This window comes from Micromonospora sp. NPDC052213 (assembly GCF_040679695.1).
In the GTDB taxonomy this organism is placed as follows: domain Bacteria; phylum Actinomycetota; class Actinomycetes; order Mycobacteriales; family Micromonosporaceae; genus Micromonospora.
In genome coordinates this window covers 1-1,125 of the sequence record NZ_JBFAVI010000391.1, presented here as the reverse complement: position 1 = coordinate 1,125, position 1,125 = coordinate 1, and the positions used below count along the sequence as shown (strand labels likewise).

1 pseudogene is annotated in these 1,125 nt (G+C 74.1%); it reads right to left on the bottom strand.

Annotated features, from left to right (window positions below):
* A pseudogene (locus tag AB0L34_RS34200) lies at nucleotides 1-1,125 on the bottom strand (endonuclease); the annotation flags it as partial.

Here is a 1,125-nt window from a genome sequence, read left to right as displayed (position 1 = left end):
GGTCGGCCAGCCGCAGGCCCGGCACACCCGCCACGTACAGCGTGAGCTTCTCGTCCGCCTCGCGCTTGCGGTCGCCGCGCACGGTGACCGGGAACGCCAGCGAGGTCTGGCCCGCGGGGAGCAGCTTGCAACCCACGTACGGGTCGTAGTCCGACCCGGCCTGGGCGGTCGTGCCGTAGGTGGTCGCGCAGATCAACGCCGGCTCGGAGAGCGGGCGGGACACGGTGACGGTGAACGTCATCGCGCGGGTGCCCTTGTCGCCCTCTGCCACCGAGGTGTCGGCCACCCGCAGCGAGGCACGCGACCGGAACCGGGCCACCTGCGGGTCGTGGTCGCTGGCGCCCCGGTCACCCAGCTCCGGCGCGTCGGTCGGATAGTCGGCGTTGATGTGCGCCGTCCGTACCTGCACCAGGTCGTCGTGCATCGGGTCGTTCACGAACAGGTTGTCCAGCGTCTGCGCCTGGCCGCTGAAGGTGTACGAGTACGCCGACGCGGGCGCGTCCGCCACCAGGTCGTCCCAGAGGTTGTGCAGCCCGGCCTCGTACAGCGGGGCGAGCTGGTCCGACGGGGTCGGGTTCTGTGCGGTGGCGATCGGGTCGTCCGGGCGGGGGAACACGTTCAGGTCGCCGCCGGAGACCACGCGGGCGTTCGGGTCGCTCGCCTCGACCGCCGCGACGATCGCGGCGCCGTACGCGGCCTGCTCGCGGCGCTGCCCGACCCGGCTGTCCGGCCCGGACGAGAAGTGGTTGGCGACCGCCCAGAGCGTGAACCGCTCGGTCGAGCCGGGCGCGGCCTTGACGGTGAACCGGGCCAGCTGGGCCGCGCGGGTGTAGACGTTGCTGCCGTCCACGCCGGTCGACCGGTCCACGTCGGCGGGCAGCACCGCGTTGAACGCCTTCGGGTTCTGCACGTCCGTGTTGGACGCGAGCGCCGCCGAGCGGTACTGGACGGTCGGCGCGGAGCCCAGCAGCGGGTCCGCGGCGGTCGCCTCGGCCAGCGTGAGCCGGTCGGTGCGGTAGAGGACCGCCGCGGCGATGCCGCGGGCGTCCGCGCCGGTGCGGTCGTACGCGGCGGCGTAGGCGGGGCCGCCGTTGGCCGCGATGGCCAGCGCCAGCTCCTGCACGG